Consider the following 737-nt stretch of genomic DNA (forward strand, 5'->3'; position numbering starts at 1 on the left):
CGACCAGCCGACCAGTTCGCAGAAGCGCTTGAAGCTGCCGCGCTCTTCGGGAATCGTCACGGCAAACACGGCTTCGCGCGCCTCGCCCACTTCAGCGCGCTCGGCCACGAAGCGCAGGCGGTCGAAGTTCATGTTCGCACCACTGGCCACGGCCACCAGCGACTCGTTCTTCAGCTTGTGCGTCTCCGCATACTGCTTGAGCCCGGCCAGCGCCAGCGCGCCCGACGGCTCCAGCAGGCTTCGCGTGTCCTGGAACACGTCCTTGAGCGCCGCGCAGATGGCATCCGTATCCACGGTGATGATCTCGTCGACGAGTTCGCGCGTGATGCGGAAGGTTTCCTTGCCAACCAGCTTGACTGCCGTGCCGTCAGCAAACAGGCCCACCTCTTTCAGTTCGACGCGCTTGCCGGCGGCCACCGAGCGCGCCATCGCGTCGGAATCCACGCTTTGCACGCCGATGACCTTGACGTCCGGCCGCACGGCCTTCACGTAGGCCGCAATGCCCGAGATCAGCCCGCCGCCGCCGATCGAGCAGAAAATCGCATGGATCGGCTGCGGATGCTGGCGCAGGATTTCCATGGCGATCGTGCCCTGGCCGGCAATCACTTCCGGGTCGTCGAACGGGTGCACGAAGGTGTAGCCGTGTTTTTCCTGCAGCTGGGCGGCGTGGTTGTACGCGTCCGAATAGCTTTCACCGTGCAGCACGACCTCGACCCAATCGCCGCCACGCGAGCGCA

1 protein-coding gene is annotated in these 737 nt (G+C 65.0%); it reads right to left on the reverse strand.

Going from position 1 to position 737, the window contains the following annotated elements; genetic code table 11:
• Positions 1-737, reverse strand: a 737-nt coding sequence (locus D1614_RS28010) for a pyridoxal-phosphate dependent enzyme (protein WP_119440480.1), incomplete at both ends; no start/stop codon positions are given.

The sequence above is a fragment of the Maribellus luteus genome (assembly GCF_003576475.1).
GTDB lineage: Bacteria > Bacteroidota > Bacteroidia > Bacteroidales > Prolixibacteraceae > Draconibacterium > Draconibacterium luteum.